The sequence below is a fragment of the Paenarthrobacter sp. E2MeOHC11 genome (genome assembly GCF_058744955.1).
This window is the reverse complement of record NZ_CP196673.1, coordinates 4,808,500-4,823,919: the sequence shown is the minus strand read 5'-3', so window position 1 is coordinate 4,823,919 and position 15,420 is coordinate 4,808,500. Positions and strand designations below refer to the sequence as shown.

Genomic DNA, 15,420 nt, shown 5'->3' with positions numbered 1-15,420 from the left:
GTGGTTCGGCCGGTTATCCGGGAAGATCGCGGAACGTCGCCAAGGGCCCCTCGACACGGACAGGCAGCGCGTCCTCGCCCCGCAGCATAGCGCGTACCAGCCGACGTTCCTCCCAATGGAGAAGCAGGGACGCCCGGCCTGGGCGCAGCACCAAGTTCCCGTCCGGAGTCGTGTAGCGCTTCTGCAGATCCGCCAACTCCTCCTCTTGCAGCAGCGCAACCGTGCTGCCCGAGACTTGGTCGATCAAGCGGACCAAGGACGACGGCCCCGTGAGATCGGTCGCGACGAAGCGCTGCTCGCTGGCGGCAAGAATCGTCCTTTGCGCCGCCCGCGTTACCACCAGCGGACGGGACGGCCCGCCCAGCAGCTCGCTAAGTACGTCGGCCGCGGCATCGGGGCGACTTGTCCTCTGTGCCGCCGCCTGCATCTTCTGTAAACGGCCGGGTTCGCGCAGCACCCCATCGATTTTCCAGCCGATGGTTGCCGCTGCGTTGCATCGGACTGCCGCCCCCTGCTCCATGAGGTAGTCGCCGTTGCGGACCTCCTGACCAGGGATCGGGTTCACAAGCACCATGGGGAGCCCTGCGGCCATGCACTCCGACGCCGAGAGCCCACCCGGCTTGCCCACGAACAGGTCCGCGCGCTGCAGCAGCTGCGGCATTTCCGAGGTGAATCCGAGCACGCTGTAGCGGTCGCCAGCCGACGCGACGAGCGTCTCGATGCGCTGCCGGAGCGCATCGTTGTGTCCGCACACGACTGTGGCTGTAAACGCGGAGCGCATATGCATCGTCTGCCGCACCACCGAGACAGCGTAGTCGCCACCGGTCGCGCCAGCCGAGATCAGAAGCATTGGCGGCTTGTTGGCATTGCGCACGGGCGCTGGATTGAGCTGTTTGCCGATCGGAATTCCAGAAGCACAGACGCGGTCGGAGGGAAGGCCGAGCGCCATGAGCTCCACCTTTCCCTCTTCCCTTGCCACAAAGATCTTATGGAACGCGCCTGTGAGCGACAGGCCCTGGAAGTCATAGTCGGTGGTCACCACAGCTGTCCGCGCATCAACCACGCCGCGAAGAAGCAGTGAGGCCAACAGCTGAGCGGGGAGGAAATGCGTGCAGACAATCGCGGTGGGCCGGAACCGCTTGATGGCACTGACAACAGGGCCGGCATTCGCCCGCGTCCAGGGGTCGATCGGGCCACGACGCCGGAACGGCGGGTTGCTGATGTCATAGCCCCACTCGACCAGCCAAGGTAAATCCTCCACGAGGACGAAGTAGCCCTTGCCCAGCAGGGCGCGGTAGAGAACGCTGCTCACCTGCAGCACGTCAAGCACCTGCACCTCGGCGATGTCATCGCGGGCGGCACATGCTTGCTGCACCGCCGCCGCAGCGCTGTTATGCCCTGATCCCACGCCAGCGGACAGGATCAGTACGCGCTGTCCGCTGGCGGTGGCTTTGGCTCGTGCCGACGTTGTGCGCATGAGGAGAGGCTAGCAGGCCGCATTCCTGTGGAGGGTTGGCCCGCACCTCTTCATGGACCGGCATGCTGAGGACAACATGACGTATAAATCCGGTTGGAAACTGGTCTGGACAGGCGTCCCGCGAGACGTGCAGCCCTCGTCGATCTGTGTCGGTGCAGGAGGACGACTTGATCGCCAGTAGGTATGCGCAGTTGCCACCAAGAACTCAACGCCGGGCGCCTGCGATGACGGCTCTGAGTTGGACGAAGTCGCTTCCGTTGCCGTCATAGGTGCCCCGAGGTGGAGGCGATGTTTTCGGCGGTGCGTTTTTATCGTGCCCGGCGGCGGTGCCGAGGTCCTGATTGACCTGAAGTCGCGTTCGGGCGGGGCCACGTGCCTGCGCAGGGAAGATAAGCATTGCCATCTAGACGCGTGCTATCCGGTCGATGTCTTCCAGGAATTCCTTCACGACGGCTTCGGTCACTGTTGCACGCGTTCCCTCGATGGCCTGCAGGTAGGCCGCAGTGGTGAGGGCCGTTTCGGTGGTTGCAGGCTGCCGTGATTGAACAGCAAATTCCAGCGCTTTTTGTGAAGCCTTTCTGGCAGCGAATTCTATGTCGGCCGGGGAGAACCGGTCGCTGGCTTTGGCCAGCACTTCCAAGTCGACGTTCTGCGAAAACGCAGGGGGTATATAGCGGTTCCAGATTGCCATGCGAGCCATGAGGTCCGGCGGCCCTATGGGTATGACGTAGTCGAACCGGCCGTGGCGGAGGAAGGCGTTGTCCAGGGAGCGGATGAAGTTGGTGGCGCAGATCAGGAGGCGTCCCTCTTGTTCCCGGAATGCCGGGATGATTTTCAGAAGCTCATTGGTGACTCCTTGGAGTGGGGACGTGACTTCACCTGTGCGGGTGGACGCGATTTCCTCGACCTCGTCAATGAAAACGACTCCATGTTCGAGTTCTCCGATGTCCAGGAAGACCTGGCGCAGGGCCCCAGCTAGACCGTGGGGATGGGAGGCGAGCCGTGATGGAAATACCTCAATGAATGGCCAGTCGAGTCGGGAAGCTATGGCCTTGGCGAAAGTCGTTTTCCCGGTTCCCGGCGGACCGAAGAGGACCACCGAGCGTGGGGGTGTTACGCCTAATGATTTCGCGAGTTCGGTGTGTGCAAGGGGAAGGATGAGGCGCTGCTCAATCAGGTGCTTTTCGTTCTGCATGCCAGCGAGGGCTTCCCAGAGTCCGTGGGGCAGAAGCCGGCCTCCAAGCTGGCTGAGGGGGCGGGTTTCCTTGGGGTGTACCGGTATGGTCCTTTCGAAGTAATGCAGGTCCTCCTCGACGCGGTAGTCGCTGTTTCGGAATGCCCTGATTCTGGTTTCCGGGGCGGGGACCAGCGCGGATATCCTTCTGACTCCACGGCTGGCCAATCGTCCTTCAACGTGGGCGAGCAGCGCACTTCCCAATCCTCGTTCCCGCCATTCTGTGGCCTGGGCAAGTGTCACGACCCAGGCACGGTCGTCCTGAATGACGCAGGCAACTGCGCCAACGATCGTGCCTTCTGTCAGGGCTACGAAGGCCAGCCCGTTGGTGCAGGCATTGATGATCTCGGCCAGTGTGTACACGGGGTGGACGCCGGAGGTTCTGGAGTCTTGCCATACCTCGATCAATTGGTCGAGATCGTCAAGGTGAAAATCCCTGATAATCCAAGGTTGCATAGGAACAATCTCCTGTCGTTGTGCGTCGAGGGGCCTTGCCGGTTATATGGCGAGTTCTCTCGCACGACGGACGGCGGCGGCTGCAGCTCGTTCAAATAGTTCCCGGAGACCTCCGTCTTCAAGGACGGAGATAGCTGCCGCTGTTGTGCCCTTGGGGCTGGTGACGAGTTGGCGGAGTTCCCGGGGTGATTTGTCGGAGTCCACGAGCAGCTCACATGCTCCCCTGAACGTTCCGTTGACCAGAAGAGCGGCCTGCTCGGAAGTGAAGCCCAGGTGTTCCGCGACCGTTGTGAGTTGTTCGATGAGGTAGTACACATATGCCGGGCCCGATCCCGAGATGCTGGTGACCTCGTCGATCCGGCTCTCTGGAACTCTGAGAACGGTTCCGATTCTTCCGAAGAGCGCCTCGGCGAGGGATATGTCCTTCATCGTTCCCCGGGTCCCGGTGCTGATGCCTGAGACGCCCATGCCGACGAGGGCTGGGGTGTTCGGCATAACCCGGATGACGGAAACCGTTTCTGGCAGCAGCGACTCTATGGTTTGAATGGTGACGCCGGCGGCAACGCTGATAACGATTGCGCCGTCGCGTAGGAAAGATGAAATCTCCCGGAGAACGCTCACCATGACGTCCGGTTTGAGCGCCAGGACAACGATGCCCGCATGTCTTACTGCACGGATGTTTGCCTCGGGATCGGTCTCCGCATCGAATCCTTCGACTCCGGGCAGATCCGTGAGTTCTTGCATCTGCTGGGTCCAGTGACCACTGACGCTCATCCCTTCGCTGACCGTCGCGCCGCTTTTGAGGAGCCCCCGGGCAATGGCACCACCCATGGCGCCAGTTCCAAGGACAGCGATTCGGGGAAAGTGTTCCGGCGTCTTCGGCGGCATCTTACGGTGTCCGTTCTTATGGGGAGGGGAGTTTGTGTCGGTGTCGGTGGATCTGGCTTTTTCGGTTCCGGGCATGACGTTCAGGTGCTTGACTGCTGGATCCACACTTCAATGTCATCGGCGGTGCGGGGGATTGCAGCCGAGAGATTTTCTGCGCCTTCTGCTGTTACCAGGATGTTGTCCTCGATGCGCACCCCGATGCCGCGTAGTTCATCCGGCACGGTGAGGTCATCAGGCTGGAAGTAGAGTCCCGGTTCGATGGTGAAGACCATGCCTGGCTCAAGGATGCCGTCGAGGTACATCTCGCGGCGGGCCTGTGCACAGTCGTGGACGTCGAGGCCGAGGTGATGACTGGTGCCATGGACCATGTAGCGGCGATGCTGCTGGTTTCCCTCCTCCAATGCTTGCTCGACGCTGACCGTCACCACGCCCCATTCGACGGTCGCGCGGGCAATAACAGCCATGGCGGCGTCGTGAATGTCACGGAACCGGACGCCGGGACGTGCGACGGCGAAGGCGGCGTCTGCTGCTCCCAGGACAGCCTCATAGACTTTTCGTTGCGCCGCAGAGTAGGTTCCGCTCACGGGAAACGTTCGGGTGATGTCGGCTGTGTAGTAGCTGTCCAGCTCCACGCCGGCATCCAGGAGAACCAAGTCACCGTTCAGAGCGGGTCCGTTGTTTTGGGTCCAGTGCAGGATGCACGAGTGCGGGCCGGCTGCTGCAATCGTGTTGTAACCCACGGTGTTTCCTTCGGCCCTGGCCCGGTTGTTGAACACTCCGTCGATGAGGCGCTCGGCGCGGGCATTGCCACGGATTCGGGGGAGCTCGGCCATGACGTCCGAGAATCCGACGGCGGTGGCGGCGACCGCCTTCCGCAGTTGCTCTACCTCGTAGGGATCTTTGACGAGTCGCAGTTCGGAAAGGTCCCTGACGAAATTGGCGTTGCGCGTGGCGGCATCGGATTGCCGGCTGCCGACAATATCTGCCAGTTCCGGGTCTGCTTCAGGTATCGTCACGGTCGGGTGCAGGACCGTGGATTCTTCTGCTGGTCCGAGGTGCATGAGCAGGTCCAGATCGGCGATGTCGCGGGTCTGGAGTCCGAGGTCGGTGGCTACTTGCCGGAGGGAGGGCCTCGGACCAATCCAGAACTCGCCGATTTCCGGGTTCGCGTAGAACTCGTCCGTGCCGCGTCCGGCCCGTTCGCGGAAGTACAGAGTTACCTCGTGGGCGTCGCCTGCAGGTTCAAACACGAGCACGGCTCCGGGCTCGGAATCGCTGCCCCATCCCGTAAGCCAAGCAAACGCCGAGTGGGCCCGGAACGGATACGTCATATCGTTCGTACGTTGTTTGAGGCGGCCGGCCGGCACCAGCAGCCGAACGCCGGGGTACAGCCCGGAGACTCGGCTGCGTCTCGCTGCGGCAAATGCAGCCTGTTCCCGCGGCGGGGGCAGGACTTCCACGGGGGTGGCCCAGCTTTGGCCAATGTACTTCCTGAAGTATTCGGAATCGGGTGTGGTTGAGCGGTTCGAAGAGGAACCTGCGTGAAGAGGAACAGTGGTTTCTGAGGGGGGCATTCGTCCACCTTTGGGGAGCGGGGGCGTTGTTTTGAATCGCGTGGGGAAGGCGTTGGAAGAACGCCCCGCCTGCCGTGTCCTGGAAGAGTGCCTTGGCTGGGGCATTTTCGTATGGACCTGGCAGGCGAGGCGTCGTCCGTTCTGTTGGTGAGAGCGCTTATTCCAGGCCGAAGCGGCCGATGCGGTCGTAGAGGTGGGGAGTGCGGGATCGCATCCACAGGGCGCGGGCAACGCCTATCCCGAGGACTACAAGGTTGATGCCGGGGAGGATCCAGTTGATAGGGCCGGTCTGGGCGGTGTAGAACTCCATGTTGGCCAGCACCAAGTAGACAACTATGGCCAGGGCGATGGCTGACACTGCCGGTGCCACGTACACGGCCCACGGGGATTGGCCGCGACGGTCCCGCAGGAAGAAGGCGACCACTGCGATTGCCGTGAGTAGTTCCATGGCAGGGATACTGACGGCTACCGGCACGCTGCCCAGAATAAACAGGTCCAGGTAGGGGTCCAGTCCCGCCAGGATGCAGAGCACGATCAGGACCAGGGCGAAGAGGCTATGGGTGAGGCTGGCCACCCAGGGGGCGTTGGTGCGGCGCGAGCGGCGGGTGAAGACGGCCGGGATCACGCCGTCGCGTGACAGCGCCACAAGGTACCGCGTGGTGGCGTTGTGGAATGCGCTGACGGAGGCGAACCAGCTCAGGACCACCAGGACGGTGACGACGTTCGCGAACCAGTCACCCACGTATTGCCGGGAAGCAATGGCGAACATTTCCGTGGGAGTTGCGTTCGCCACGTCCACCACGGTGGCGCCAAAGGCCTGGACGATGTACCAGGCAACGAAGGACTGCAGCAGCGCGATGACGGCAATGGAGCCGAACGTTGCACGCCGAAGAGTGCGGACGGGATGCTTCGCCTCCTCGCGGAACAGCGCAGTGGCCTCAAAGCCCGCGAAAGCCGCGAAGACGAACAGAAGGACCACCCCGATCTGGCCCTCTGCGATGGCGGCCGGACTCAAGGCCTCCATCGAGATTCCGGAGGCACCGCCCTGGCTTACGACGGCGACCCCCAGGATGGCGAGCACCGTCACCTCCGCGATCATGAAGAACCCCAGCACCCGCATGTTGAGCTCGACGTTCAACTGGCCCAGGAGGCCCATCACCAGGATTCCGGCCAAGGCCCATACCGGCCAGGGAACTGCCACACCGAAGAGGGACTGGGCTGTTTGCTCGGCAAATACTGCGAAGGGGCCAACGGCGCCGGCTGAAACCAAGGCGTAGGAGATCGCTGCCACGAATGCGACGCCGATGCCCAGAGGCCGGCCGAGACCTGCCGTGATGTAGGAGAACAGTGCTCCCGCATTGGGGACAAAGCGTGTCATGGCCACGTATCCCACTGCGAACAGCGCGAGGAATCCGCCGGCGATAATGAACATGGCCGCGGTGCCTATGCCGCCGCGGCCTATGGCCAAGGGGATAGATCCCACAGCGAACCCGAGGGGTGCTGCGGCGGCGATCACGAAGAAGATGATGTGGCGGGCGCTCAGCGTTCCGGACGGAGCCCCTTTCGGGCCCCGTCCGTCGGGGACCGTCGCAGTATTCGATGACCTGTCGGTCATGGCGTTGCCTTTCGATGCGAAATACCAAGGGTGGATTCTGGTGCGGAGAATGTGTGTGTGGTGGCGCGAGGAAGCCTCATTGTGCTCATTCGGGACTCCCGAAGCCGCCGCCGCCACCCGTCAGGATCTTCAGCTCATCGCCGGCAGAGAGCTGCAGCCCGTTGACCTTGAGCAAGTCCGATCGGCGGACGCTGCCGGAGATTTCCACGCGCGGCGGTTCGCCGGGGGAGCCGCCGTTCAGTCCCCAGGCGGGGGTGAGGGACCGGTCGAGCCAAAGGAATAGCTGCGTGGGCTCATCGAAGCGGTAGCTTCTGATGATGCCGTTGCCTCCACGGTGCATGCCAGCGCCGCCGGAGTCGTGCCTGATGGCGTATTGGGTGACCGTGATCGGGTATCGGGATTCCAACGCTTCTATGGGAGTGTTCCGGAAACTGCCGTTGAGGACGTTGATGAGACCATCGGCTCCGTCTGACCGGCTGGAGGCACCCCAACCGCCGGCGTGGGCCTCGACGCAGAGGTAGTCCGCACCGCGCAAGTCCTTGCCGGCAAAGTAGGTAATCATCGAATCACCAAACTGGGCCGCAGTGACACGTCCGGGCAGGACTTCGGCGAAGGCGCTGATAAAAAGATCCACCAGAAGTCCCAAGGTGGTGTAATACCAACCGCAAGCCGCCGGTTCCTCTGCATGGTGGACTGACCCCGGGCGTGTCAGCACTTCGACGTTACGGAAGCAGCCGCCGTCGAACGAGCGCTCGGGGGCGAACAGCAGCTTGTAGGCAACGCGGATGGCGGCAACGGCTTGGGCGCGGCCGCAATTGATGGGCCCTGTAGTTGAATCAGGGCTTTCCGTTAAGTCGACGGTGAGTGTGTCGCCGGAGACAGTGATCTTGATCGGGATCCGGACGGGCTTGTCGAGGATGATGCCGTCGTTGTCCATGCAGCCGCTTCCGGTGTAGACGCCGTCGGGTATGTTGCTGACAGTGTCCCTGTCTGACTCTTCGCTCTGGCGGAAGATTTCGTCACGGGATGCCTCGATGACGCCGATGCTGAAGCGCCTGACGATCTCCAGCATGCGTCGCTGGCCGATCCGGCACGAGGAGATCATGGCGTTGATATCGCCAACGATCAACTCTCCACTGCGGCTGTTGCGGCGGATGATGTCGATGATGTCCTGGTTTGGTCCTTGTGCCGTGCAGATTTTTACTGGCCCAAGCAGGAGCCCTTCCTGATACACCTCGGTGGTCTCGGTTCCTCCGCCGGGATCTTTACCGCCGACGTCGGTCACATCGCCGCGGACGGCGACGTAACCGATGATCTCGCCCCCGGAATGTACGGGCGCGAAAAGGGTCACGTCGTTGACATGCGTGCCTTGGATGTAGGGGTCGTTCAGGATGACAACATCGCCTTCGTCGAGCCAACCGGTCCCGCCCCGGCGACGCAGTGTCTCTTTGATCGCTTCATCCAGGTTTCCCAGGAACAGGGGCAGGCCGCTGGACTGGCCCAGGACGTCTGCGTTGCGGTCAAGGATGGCGACGGCGGCGTCCTCGTTTTCGTAGAGAAGCGGCTGGAAGGCCGAGCGCACCAGAGTTGCATGCATGTCTTCTGCTGCTGAAAGGAAAAGGTTTCGGACGATCTCTGTGGTCACTACGTCGGTGTTCATCGGCCGACCTTTCTAAGAATCATGGTGTCAAATTCGCCGCGCGTGGCCTGCCACGACGGGGGGACCAGAGTGGTGGAACCGTCTTCCTGGATGATCGCGGGCCCGTCGACCGTTGCGACACCGAGCGCGCTCCTGTGCACAACCCGTGCGTCATGGGTGACACCGTCAATCCGCACTTTCCGGGCTGATTCTTCCGGGACATCGGAGCCGAGGCCTGATGATTCTGCTGGAGCCGAGCTGACGCGGCCAACAGCAGCGAGCCTCACATTGACAAATTCGACGGGTGATTCGGGCATGCTGTGCCCGTAACGGCGCCGGTAGGCGTCGTGGAAGAGGCCAAGCGCATCCTCCTCGTCGGCAATGGCGACGGAGATTGCGTGCTCCTGACCGACATATCGCATGTCCGCCGAGAACTCGAAGGTCTTGTCCTCGTCGGGGACGCGTTCGGTGTCAAGCAGTATCGATCCGTGGGCTTCAAGTTGCTGGCGTATCTCTCGGAAAGTCCTCAGCGCCTCCGGGGCGTCGGCCAGGCCGGAGAGTGGTGCGGAGACGTCGTGCCGGATGTCTGCGTGCAGCATCCCCCAAGCCGAAAGCACACCGGTAGCGAAGGGGACAATCACCTCCCGGATTCCGAGTTCGTCCGCGAGGGCGGCTCCATGGAGGGGGCCCGCACCGCCAAAGGCCACGAGCGCGAAATCCCGGGCGTCGATGCCCCGCCGCATGGTGAGCGTGCGGATCGCGTTGGCCATCATGCCGTTCGCCACGGCCACGATGCCTTCAGCGGCGGTCTCCGGCTCAATGTCCAAGGCTTTGCCCAGCCGGCCGACAGCCATCTGCGCCGCGTCAAGGCTCAGCTTCATCCTGCCGCCCAGGAACCAGCCAGGATCAATCCGCCCCAGTACCACCTGGGCGTCGGTGACTGTGGGCTCAGTACCCCCCTGTCCGTAGCATGCCGGGCCGGGGTCGGAGCCGGCACTCTTGGGACCCACTCGAAGACCTCCGGCTTCCGCGCGGGCAATGGAACCGCCCCCGGCACCGATGGTGTGCAGTTCAACTACCGGCATCCGCATGACTTGGTCGGCGATTTCACCTTCCGTAGCCAGCGTCATCCTGCTGTCGATCACCAAACTCACATCCGATGACGTTCCACCCATATCGATGGCGATCAGGTTCGGCCGGCCGAGGGAGCGGGAGAGAGTCTCAGCGGCAACGACTCCTCCAGCAGGTCCGCTGAGGATCGTCTGGATCGGTTGGCGCGCGACCAGTGTCGCCGAGCATATCCCTCCGCTGGACCTCATGACCTGCAGGGGAGCACTGCACCGCCGTTTGTCCAGTTCCACCGAAAGTGCTGCGAGGTAGCGGTCAACGGTGCGCGCCACGTAGCCGGTGGCGAGCGTGGTGGAGGTCCGCTCGAACTCTCCTTGTTCCGGTGCGACTTCGTGGGAGAGAACGACGGAGGCCCCAGGCACGAGGGCGGTGAGGCGTTTGCGCAGGGTGATCTCATTGACAGGATTCCGGTGGGAGTGGAGGAAGGAGGCCGCAACGCTCGTAATGCCCTCCGCCAGCAGCCAGTCGGCAACCCGTCGGACGTCGTCGTCCTGGAGTGGCCGTTCAACGGATCCGTCAAAGCGGACCCTTTCATCGACAGACATGATGTCATGCTCGGCGACGAGTGGCTTGGGCCGTTCAGGCGTCAGGCTCCAGATCTCTTTGTTCCCGCCGCGGCCCAGGATCGGAACATCTTCAAACCCGGCGGTGGTGATCAGCGCGACCCGCTCACCAGTGCGGGAAAGGAGGGCGTTCAGGCCGGCAGTTGTCCCGTGAACAAGGAAGTCTATGTCCTCTGCAATGCCGAGCTCGTCCAGGCCACGGAGCATTCCGACGCTGGGATTGTCCGGCGTGCTGAGGACTTTATGGAGGAGCGTGCTGCCGTCGCGCTTGTTTTGCACGACGATGTCGGTGAAGGTTCCACCGATGTCCACTCCTACCCGTAGGTCTTTCTTCATTACTTATCCCTTTATGGTGTGAATTTGATGTGGATTTACTGAGTCAGCCGACGGCTCAATTGGTAGTTGAACAAGGATGCGCGGCCTTGAAGTCGTGGATGACAGAGACTTCGGCGTCGCCCAAGGCGCCCTCCGTGTTGTCGAGCAGAGCAATGAGCTCCTTGGCAGCGGAGTCCCGCTCCGGGTTTTCCACCCAGGACTGGTAGGCCGTCCCGGATTCCCAAAGTGCACTGACGACGACGCAATCCTGGAAGTGAAGCGGTACACGTATCTCCGCTGCCAAGCACCCCGGCTGCGCGAGGGACCTTGCGAGGATGCCACGGTCCGCATAAAAGTCCAGAACATCTTGAACGAGGCCAGGACGGGTTTTCAGGTGCAATTGAGTCCTGATCATTGGATTTCCTTCCGGTCGAACGGGTTTCTGCGGGGCATTCCTGAATCTGGAATCCCACACCATGAAAAGCGCTGACCAATGCAGCAGTGCGACTTCTTTGTCAGTTGGGTAGTCCAGCGAAGGACCCGCACCCTTCCTCCTCAACAACCAGCCATTTCTTCCCGATTGGAAGGGGGATTGGTTGGTCGAATGTTGTGGCGGGGGTAACACTTCGCTTGTCTGAGCGTCCCACTTCCACCAATACCTGTCAAGCGATAGGTAGTGTATTTTTGAAGAAGCAGGCACCTTCACGAAGGGAGGCTGCGGTGATGTCCAGGGTTCCTGCGGTGTGCCGTGCGGCCGGCGAAGGAGAGAGGAGCGTGGTCGGGATTGCCGATTCGGGAAATGACGGAAAGTGGCTACGAACACCCGGAGGGGTGCAGAACCCACGTCGCCAAACTTCTGAAGTTTTTGTGCCCGGGACAGCGGCGGGCTCACTATTCCGGGTGCTCCGAGGTCCCGCGTGAAAGGATGGATTCATGTCAACCGAAACAAGGCCAGTACGCACCGGTCGTCCACGCAGCATCCCGGACTCCGACACTGAGCACTCGCCCCGGGAACAGATCCTCGACGCCGCTGCGGCGCTCTTCGTCGAGAACGGATTCACGGCCACACCGACTCGCACGATCGCCGAGCGGGTTGGCATTCGCCAGGCATCCCTCTACTACCACTTCGCGAACAAAGAAGAAATGCTCGACGAGCTGCTCACCGCGTCCGTTCGGCCCGGCTTGGAAGCTGTGCGCACCCTTGAAGCACTCGTGCCCGCTTCCGCCAGCGCCGCCGGCGCCCTCCACGCTGCCCTCATCCTGGATACAACTACCCTGATCAAAGCCGCGCACAATTTCGCCATTCTCTGGTTGTTGCCGGAGGTGCAGGGTGAGCGCTACAACAGCTTTCGCCTTGAGCGGCAAGAGTTGCTCAATGTCTACGGACGGCTAGGGGCCGCCGCTGCTACCGAGGCCGTAGCAGCTTCGGTCTCGGAGGAACAATTGGGCGCCATCATCATCCATCTGACGGAACTGATCAGCCATTTGCGCAGGAGCGGGGAACCGGACCCCGCCTACTTGGAAGTGATTGCCGCAACCGCTCTACGCGCGTGTGGACTGGACGCCGACGCTATCGAAGCCGCGACCGCCGAATCCCAGGGACTCCGCAACAAAGATTAGGAATCGGCCGGAAAAGTATCCGGACGGCAATTTTCCACTTGCCAAATCTACCCGTCGGTAAGGCATGTTCTGTCGGGCCGTTCGTAAGTTCAGCTGATTTCGTGGTCCAGTCCCCGTCTCAGGTTTGGGGTTCGACTACGATGTCGAGATCTTTGTTCAGGATCCGGGTGAGATGCTTGATCTCGTCTTCCAGTAGCTGGAATGGCAGCTGGGAGCTTGGCACGAAGGGTTTGACGACGACAGTCTGGGCGCGCACGCGCCACGTAGCTACGGCACTGCCCCTTGAGATGACCAGTGGGTAGCCATTTGACGCCAGGGCCCGTTGGGCGGTGGGGATGAGGCGATGGTCGGCAGTGCCGGGTCCGAAGAACCAAGGGTCGAATGCTGGCAGGAGGCGAAGGATTTCGGACGAGCGAGCGGATGCGATGGAGGCCACGTCTTCTGTTAGGGCCAGTGAGGGCACCCCATCAACATCGATCGTTGTGATCTCGGAACCGAGGTCCCCGATCCACGACAGGAGCCTGCGTCGGGGGACACCGAGCCCTTGGGCCAGCCAGTAAGCGAGATTATCGACGGTGGCTGGCGCGTAGGAGTGCAGGTAGGTGCGAATGGACCTTCTGCCGGCTTCATCGACGGCGGCGTCGGCGGGCTCATCCTGCAAGGGGCCGGCCAACTGGAATGTCGCTTCCGTGCCGCGGGTCGGGCCGAAGCAAATGTCACCCCACCAATGCAGCGGTTTGTACAGGCTGTCAGCGCCCGCACCCAACGCCGCCTGCGCTAGATCCCGTAAGCCGGGAATCCTGTCGAGTCTTTCGCTGATCTGCGAGCGGGTCAATGGCCCATCTCCGAGGATTCCGCGCATTGCCTCGCGTAACGGCTGCCAATCGCTGATCGCAAAGCCGCCTTGTTCCTGCCACCGGTTCGTTTCCCATATCCGGGTCGCGGTACGCGTCATCAGCAGATCAGCTGCGATGGAAGGGGTAAAGATGAAAGAGCCGCCGCGAAACGCGTAGCTTCTCACCACGCTCCCGGACTCCAGCGCCTGGCTCAAGGCATCGCGCTTCGGGTCAAGAACCCGTAAAGCGACTGCCAGGTCCGCCGCATCCGAAGGCCAAGCCCGCGTAGCGACCACACGGTCGACCGCATCAGCTACCGAGGTGACAGCTGCGCCAGCCAGTGCGTGCCTTTCGAGCCTCCACTGGAGTGCGTCCACGAAACGAATTGTGCTGCTGGTGTGAGCCATGGTCGGTTGCATGCAGGTCAGCTCTCCTCTAGTGGGCAATACCGTACATCCAAGTGCAGTGGGGGCTGCAATGCCTGCCTGGCGCAGCCAAGATTCGGGTGGACGATGGCGTTTCTGTCATGGAGCATGGTGGCCCTTCCGGGCCGCGGCGGCCGTGCTCGCAGCGGTGCGATGTGTCGACGGTTCCATGTGGGCGTTGTCGGCGCCAGGTTCTGCCCGTGGGTCTCGAACCGGCCGCGACACCGCCGGCTTACGGTAAGTAGCGGGTGGCGAGGTCCGACCCGATGTTCCCGCCGAGGATGCGGCGTTCCGTCTCTGCGAGCTGGTCTAGAAGGTCAACTTGCTCGAGGCCGGGCAGGCAAAGGGTTTCGCCCTTCGTGAAGCTCGACCATGCGGCAAGGGCGACGTTTTCGGGTGTCATTGATTGGGGGCCCTGTGAGGCGCCGCCGTTCCACTCCGAGGACACCAGCCCGGGGCAGACAACGGTGGCCTGCACGCCGGTTCCGTCGAGTTCCGAGGCGAGAACTCGGGTGAATGCCACCATCCCGGCTTTTGCGCCAACGTAGAGTGCGCGATGCGGCAGGGCCCTTCCTTGGTCCGCCGGAACTGTGGGGATCCCCGCGCTGAAGGCGAGGTTTGAGGCAATCGCAATGATTCCGCCCTTGCCGCGTTCGAGCATGCCAGGCAGGGCAGCCCGGGCGAGCATGGGTGTCGCGTCGGAATTGAGCCTCCAGGCGCGGTCGAGGTCGGCTGGATCGATCTCCGCGAACGGGCCGTACGCGCTGACCCCGGCGTTGGAGACGATGACGTCGATGTCTCCGACGCCGGCACGCCGCGTTGCGTCAGTAAGACCGGTCCGCTCCGAAAGATCAAGCGAAAGGGTCTCGCTGTTCGCTCCGATCCCCTCAAACTCTTGTTTCAGGGCAGCAAGGCGGTTTTCGCGCCGAGCAACGAGTACCAAGTCATAGCCGGCATGCGCCAGCAATGCCGATATCGCTGCCCCGATGCCGCTGCTGGCCCCGGTGACAAGTGCGATGGGTCGACTCATGGGGTTCTCCTATTATTGATGACTATCAAACGTTTGATATGTGTAAAGTAATGTATGCTAGCATGATGACAACAACCCTGCCTACCACCGAGCCAGACCCCCGGGATCGGGTCATCTGGGCACTCCGACGCGCCGAATTGGCAGTGCAGAATCTGAAGGATCGAGAACTGCGGGCCTTGGGGATGGCGGCTGCTCATTACACACTGCTCGTCTCTGTGCACGCGGAACCTGGGCTGGCCGGCGCGACCCTTGCCCGACGTCTGAATGTGACACCCCAGGCCATCGCTTCCCTGGTCACCCGCCTGGAGGGACGCGGGCTGATCGAGCGCCGCACGCACCCCCGGCACCCCCAAGTGCAGGAGCTTCACCTCACCACCGCAGGACAGGGAGCGCTGGAGCAAGCGGACCAGGTCATCGCGGTCATTGAACAGCGGGTAGTCGATAGTCTGGGCGCGGCTGGCAGCGACCAGCTGCGCTCAGCGCTTGATCGGCTGACCGCCTCGATTCGCCCGGAATGAAAGCGAAGTGCTCTCCGAAGTGCTCACGCAGGACGAAATCGCCTACCTTGCCCTGCACGTCGCCCGCCTCGTTGGTGATCTGACCGGCTGAAGCGCCGGCTG

At 62.3% G+C, this 15,420-nt stretch carries 12 protein-coding genes; 2 read left to right on the top strand and 10 right to left on the bottom strand.

Annotation, left to right across the window (positions count from 1 at the left end; translation table 11 throughout):
* Positions 1 to 13 precede the first annotated feature (13 nt).
* The 8 genes from ACSSVG_RS22310 to ACSSVG_RS22275 all read right to left on the bottom strand — a co-directional run bounded on the left by ACSSVG_RS22310 (position 14) and on the right by ACSSVG_RS22275 (position 11,304).
* Positions 14 to 1,477 (bottom strand): MGDG synthase family glycosyltransferase, encoded by a 1,464-nt coding sequence (locus ACSSVG_RS22310; RefSeq protein WP_492416388.1) that lies wholly within the window; start codon positions 1,475 to 1,477, stop codon positions 14 to 16.
* A 403-nt stretch (positions 1,478 to 1,880) separates the two neighbouring features.
* Positions 1,881 to 3,167, bottom strand: coding sequence for an ATP-binding protein (locus ACSSVG_RS22305; protein ID WP_492416386.1), 1,287 nt, complete (start codon positions 3,165 to 3,167; stop codon positions 1,881 to 1,883).
* 42 nt (positions 3,168 to 3,209) lie between these two features.
* Positions 3,210 to 4,055, bottom strand: coding sequence for a pyrroline-5-carboxylate reductase (gene proC / locus ACSSVG_RS22300; RefSeq protein WP_269215657.1), 846 nt, complete (start codon positions 4,053 to 4,055; stop codon positions 3,210 to 3,212).
* An 80-nt stretch (positions 4,056 to 4,135) separates the two neighbouring features.
* Positions 4,136 to 5,629 carry an aminopeptidase P family protein gene (locus ACSSVG_RS22295; RefSeq protein WP_492416384.1) on the bottom strand — a complete coding sequence of 498 codons (1,494 nt, stop codon included), beginning with the start codon at positions 5,627 to 5,629 and terminating at the stop codon, positions 4,136 to 4,138.
* 157 nt (positions 5,630 to 5,786) lie between these two features.
* Entirely contained in the window at positions 5,787 to 7,244 is a 1,458-nt protein-coding gene (locus ACSSVG_RS22290; protein ID WP_492416382.1) for an APC family permease, read from the bottom strand.
* Between the two features lie 85 nt (positions 7,245 to 7,329).
* Positions 7,330 to 8,904: a hydantoinase B/oxoprolinase family protein gene (locus tag ACSSVG_RS22285; RefSeq protein ID WP_231340202.1), complete on the bottom strand. Its 1,575-nt coding sequence runs from the start codon at positions 8,902 to 8,904 to the stop codon at positions 7,330 to 7,332.
* On the bottom strand, positions 8,901 to 10,910 hold the full coding sequence (locus ACSSVG_RS22280; protein WP_492416380.1) for a hydantoinase/oxoprolinase family protein: 2,010 nt from the start codon (positions 10,908 to 10,910) through the stop codon (positions 8,901 to 8,903). Before ACSSVG_RS22280 ends, ACSSVG_RS22285 begins: the two co-directional genes overlap by 4 nt.
* A 55-nt stretch (positions 10,911 to 10,965) precedes the next feature.
* Complete coding sequence (locus ACSSVG_RS22275) at positions 10,966 to 11,304, bottom strand: antibiotic biosynthesis monooxygenase (protein WP_492416378.1); 339 nt, start codon at positions 11,302 to 11,304, stop codon at positions 10,966 to 10,968.
* A gap of 518 nt (positions 11,305 to 11,822) precedes the next feature.
* Here ACSSVG_RS22275 and ACSSVG_RS22270 point away from each other — a divergent pair.
* Positions 11,823 to 12,509: a TetR/AcrR family transcriptional regulator gene (locus ACSSVG_RS22270; protein ID WP_231340199.1), complete on the top strand. Its 687-nt coding sequence runs from the start codon at positions 11,823 to 11,825 to the stop codon at positions 12,507 to 12,509.
* Positions 12,510 to 12,627: 118 nt separating this feature from the next.
* Here the strand turns inward: ACSSVG_RS22270 and ACSSVG_RS22265 are convergent, their stop codons facing one another.
* Positions 12,628 to 13,722: a DNA glycosylase AlkZ-like family protein gene (locus ACSSVG_RS22265; RefSeq protein ID WP_492416376.1), complete on the bottom strand. Its 1,095-nt coding sequence runs from the start codon at positions 13,720 to 13,722 to the stop codon at positions 12,628 to 12,630.
* 280 nt (positions 13,723 to 14,002) lie between these two features.
* Entirely contained in the window at positions 14,003 to 14,800 is a 798-nt protein-coding gene (locus ACSSVG_RS22260; protein WP_492416374.1) for an SDR family NAD(P)-dependent oxidoreductase, read from the bottom strand.
* 62 nt (positions 14,801 to 14,862) lie between these two features.
* Between ACSSVG_RS22260 and ACSSVG_RS22255 the strand changes: the two genes are divergently transcribed.
* Positions 14,863 to 15,318: a MarR family winged helix-turn-helix transcriptional regulator gene (locus ACSSVG_RS22255; protein WP_492416372.1), complete on the top strand. Its 456-nt coding sequence runs from the start codon at positions 14,863 to 14,865 to the stop codon at positions 15,316 to 15,318.
* The last annotated feature ends 102 nt before the right edge of the window (positions 15,319 to 15,420 follow it).

Bases quoted from the DNA above. Each gene is read 5' to 3' on its own strand.
- ACSSVG_RS22255 (WP_492416372.1), top strand. From the start codon at position 14,863: ATGATGACAACAACCCTGCCTACCACCGAGCCAGACCCCCGGGATCGG.
- ACSSVG_RS22280 (WP_492416380.1), bottom strand. From the start codon at position 10,910: ATGAAGAAAGACCTACGGGTAGGAGTGGACATCGGTGGAACCTTCACC.
- ACSSVG_RS22270 (WP_231340199.1), top strand. From the start codon at position 11,823: ATGTCAACCGAAACAAGGCCAGTACGCACCGGTCGTCCACGCAGCATC.
- ACSSVG_RS22295 (WP_492416384.1), bottom strand. From the start codon at position 5,629: ATGCCCCCCTCAGAAACCACTGTTCCTCTTCACGCAGGTTCCTCTTCG.
- ACSSVG_RS22305 (WP_492416386.1), bottom strand. From the start codon at position 3,167: ATGCAACCTTGGATTATCAGGGATTTTCACCTTGACGATCTCGACCAA.
- proC (WP_269215657.1), bottom strand. From the start codon at position 4,055: ATGCCGCCGAAGACGCCGGAACACTTTCCCCGAATCGCTGTCCTTGGA.
- ACSSVG_RS22310 (WP_492416388.1), bottom strand. From the start codon at position 1,477: ATGCGCACAACGTCGGCACGAGCCAAAGCCACCGCCAGCGGACAGCGC.
- ACSSVG_RS22275 (WP_492416378.1), bottom strand. From the start codon at position 11,304: ATGATCAGGACTCAATTGCACCTGAAAACCCGTCCTGGCCTCGTTCAA.
- ACSSVG_RS22290 (WP_492416382.1), bottom strand. From the start codon at position 7,244: ATGACCGACAGGTCATCGAATACTGCGACGGTCCCCGACGGACGGGGC.
- ACSSVG_RS22285 (WP_231340202.1), bottom strand. From the start codon at position 8,904: ATGAACACCGACGTAGTGACCACAGAGATCGTCCGAAACCTTTTCCTT.
- ACSSVG_RS22260 (WP_492416374.1), bottom strand. From the start codon at position 14,800: ATGAGTCGACCCATCGCACTTGTCACCGGGGCCAGCAGCGGCATCGGG.